The sequence below is a fragment of the Streptomyces graminilatus genome (assembly GCF_001418565.1).
Classification (GTDB): domain Bacteria; phylum Actinomycetota; class Actinomycetes; order Streptomycetales; family Streptomycetaceae; genus Streptomyces; species Streptomyces graminilatus.
This window is the reverse complement of record NZ_LIQQ01000255.1, coordinates 1-3,071: the sequence shown is the minus strand read 5'-3', so window position 1 is coordinate 3,071 and position 3,071 is coordinate 1. Positions and strand designations below refer to the sequence as shown.

Genomic DNA, 3,071 nt, shown 5'->3' with positions numbered 1-3,071 from the left:
CACCGCGTACGCGGTGACGAGTCCGTCGAGGGAGAGCCGGTCGATCACGGTCGCGAGCTCCACACGCTGAGTCATCGGCTCAGTGTTGGGTACGGGGCGGGCGCAGCCAAGGGACGCGCGGATATTGGGTGGCGGATGGGCGTGTCCGGCTCCGAAGCTGGTCACGTGAATGATCAGAAAGTCGCTTTTCCCGAAGTTTCCCGAGAGCCGGAACCCAAGTTCCGCGTCCGCGCCCGTCATACGGCGTCCACACTGACCGTCTATCAGGCCTACCGCCCGGAGATCGGGCTCGCGGCGGCGCGCGACGGCCGGTTCCCGGCGGCGTGGAGCCGGAGCCGTATGACGTGGATCAAACCGTCCTTCAGCTGGATGATGTACCGCTGCGGCTGGGGCACGAAGGAGGGCCAGGAGACCGTGCTGGCCGTCGAGATCAGCCGCGAGGGCTTCCTGTGGGCGTTGCGGAACGCGTGTCTGTCGCACTACGTGCCCGGGCTGTACGAGGACCAGGGTGCCTGGAAGCGGCAGTTGAGGCGGGCGCCGGCGCGGGTGCAGTGGGATCCGGAGCGGGACCTGCACCTCAACGCCCTTCCGCACCGGTCCCTTCAGTTGGGGCTCTCGGGGGAGGCGGCGGAGCGGTACGCCGACGAGTGGATCGTCGGGATCGAGGACGTGACGCCACTCGCCGCCGAGGCGCACGGGCTCGTCCGGGCCGGTGAACTCGACCGTGCGGCCCGGCTGTTGCCGGTCGAGCGGCCCTACCCTCTCGACGAGGACGCGCTCGCGCACCTGCGACCGTAGACCTGGCACGGAACGACGAGACACGGAGGTACGGCATGAGCGGGGCGCCGGTCACAGTGGTTACGGGCGGGAGCCGGGGGATCGGTGCCGCCGTCTGTCTGCGGCTCGCGGCGGACGGTCATGACGTCGCGGTGGGATATGTGCGGGACGCCCAGGCCGCCGAGGCGGTCGCGGCGGGGGTGCGGGAGACCGGGGCGCGGTGCCTGACCGTCCAGGTCGACACCTCGGTCGAGGCGGATGTGGACCGGCTGTTCGCCACGGTGGAGGAGCGGCTCGGGCCGGTCACGGGGCTGGTGAACAACGCTGCTGTGACAGGTCCGTTGGGCAGGCTGGCCGACGCGGACACCGACGTTCTGCGGCGCGTGGTGGACGTCAATCTGCTGGGTACGCTGCTGTGTTCGCGCCGGGCCGCGCGTTCCATGACGGCACGGGGTACCGGCGTGATCGTGAACGTGTCCTCGGGGGCGGCCACTCTCGGCAGTCCTGGGGAGTACGTCCACTACGCGGCGACCAAGGCGGCCGTCGACGCGCTGACCGTTGGCCTGGCGAAGGAACTCGGTCCGGACGGCATCCGGGTCAACGCGGTGGCGCCGGGCGTCATCGACACCGAGATGCACGCGGCGATGGGGGACCCGGACCGGGCGGAACGCATGTCCGCCACGGTTCCGCTCCGCAGGGCGGGCCTCGCGGAGGAAGTCGCCGCCGCCATCGCCTGGTTGATGTCGGCCGAGGCCTCGTACACGACGGGCGCGGTGCTGCGGGTGGCCGGCGGGCGGTGACGCTGCGTGTCCGGAAGGGGCGCGAAAGGAGCGGGGAGGCCCTGTACCGGTCAGTGGTGCGGGGGAGCGGGGCAGGTGCTCCGCCCTGCCGGTGCCCGCCTCGCCGTCAGGCCGCCTCGATGATCTCTCCGCGTATCGCCGCGGCCCACTTGACCACCAACAGCTCGTACTCCTCCCGCTCTTGGGACGAGAGGGATCCGCCCGCGCGGAGCCAGAGAGCGCGGATCTGCTCGTTCAACGCGGCGGCAGACCGCACGGAACCAGGGGTCAGGGAATTGGGGGACATGCGGACAGCGTAGGCGCAAGGACTGACGCTGCGCTACCGGTTGGCTACGCGCACGGTATGCGGTTGGTCACGGTCGGATGATCTTCCACCGGTCTTCCACTGATCCTCCAGTGGAAGACCAGCGTCCTTCCAGGCATCTTCCGCCGTGTGCGCGCCGGGCGTTCGTCAGCCGGAGGACTCCGCTGCGTGCGGGCTCAGCGCGCCGGTCGTCACCAGGGCGATGATCACGATGCCGAGCGCGATGCGGTAGTAGACGAACGGCATGAACGACTTGGTGGAGATGAACTTCATGAACCACGCAATTACGGCATATCCGACCGCGAACGCGATCACCGTCGCGAAGATCGTCGGGCCCCAGGAGACATGGCCGCCCTCCGTCGCGTCCTTGAGCTCGAAGACGCCCGAGGCGAGCACGGCCGGCATGGCCAGCAGGAAGGAATAACGGGCCGCCGCCTCGCGGGTGTAGCCCATGAACAGGCCGCCGCTGATGGTCGCGCCCGAGCGTGAGACGCCCGGGACCAGGGCCATCGCCTGGCACATGCCGTAGATCAGGCCGTCCCGTACGCCCAGTTCCTTGAGGCCCTTGCGCTCCTTGGCCGCCCGGTGCTTCCCGCCGGTCTCGTCGCGTGCCGCGAGACGGTCGGCGACGCCGATGACGACGCCCATCACGATGAGCATCGTCGCGGTGATCCGCAGATCCCGGAACGGCCCCTCGATCTGGTCCTTGAGCGTGACCCCGAGAACGCCGATCGGAATCGAGCCGACGATCACCAGCCAGCCCATGACCGCGTCGTGGTCGCTGCGCATCGCCTTGTTGGTGAGCGAGCGGAACCATGCCGAAAGGATCCGCCCGACATCCTTGCGGAAGTAGATCAGCACCGCCGCTTCCGTCCCCAACTGGGTGATCGCGGTAAAGGCGGCACCCGGGTCCTCCCAGCCGGAGAACGCGGCCGTCAGGCGCAGATGCGCGCTGGAGGAGACGGGGAGGAACTCGGTCAGCCCCTGGACGAGTCCGAGGATGAGGGATTCAAACCAAGACATGAAGTTACGTGGTCCAAGCGCTGATCGTGGAGGGGCCGACGGACACACCGGGGCGCCGTGCGCGAAGCGAAAGTCGGCGTGGATCAAGTGTGTTGGGGGCAGCCTAGCGGCCTCCGGGGAGGGCCCGGGCACGGGGGGAGGGGTCAAGGGCCGGTAAAGGGCGGGTA

Annotated in this window: 4 protein-coding genes; 2 read left to right on the top strand and 2 right to left on the bottom strand. The window is 69.3% G+C overall.

Annotated elements, in window-relative coordinates; genetic code table 11:
- Window positions 1-165 precede the first annotated feature (165 nt).
- Window positions 166-798, top strand: a complete 633-nt coding sequence (locus tag AOK08_RS21680) for a DUF4291 domain-containing protein (RefSeq protein ID WP_055528690.1) — start codon at window positions 166-168, stop codon at window positions 796-798.
- 35 nt (window positions 799-833) lie between these two features.
- Window positions 834-1,577: an SDR family oxidoreductase gene (locus AOK08_RS21675; RefSeq protein ID WP_055528686.1), complete on the top strand. Its 744-nt coding sequence runs from the start codon at window positions 834-836 to the stop codon at window positions 1,575-1,577.
- A gap of 106 nt (window positions 1,578-1,683) precedes the next feature.
- Here the strand turns inward: AOK08_RS21675 and AOK08_RS43440 are convergent, their stop codons facing one another.
- Complete coding sequence (locus AOK08_RS43440; RefSeq protein ID WP_079054182.1) at window positions 1,684-1,863, bottom strand: hypothetical protein; 180 nt, start codon at window positions 1,861-1,863, stop codon at window positions 1,684-1,686.
- 165 nt (window positions 1,864-2,028) lie between these two features.
- Window positions 2,029-2,904 carry an undecaprenyl-diphosphate phosphatase gene (locus AOK08_RS21670; RefSeq protein ID WP_055528680.1) on the bottom strand — a complete coding sequence of 292 codons (876 nt, stop codon included), beginning with the start codon at window positions 2,902-2,904 and terminating at the stop codon, window positions 2,029-2,031.
- Between the last annotated feature and the right edge of the window lie 167 nt (window positions 2,905-3,071).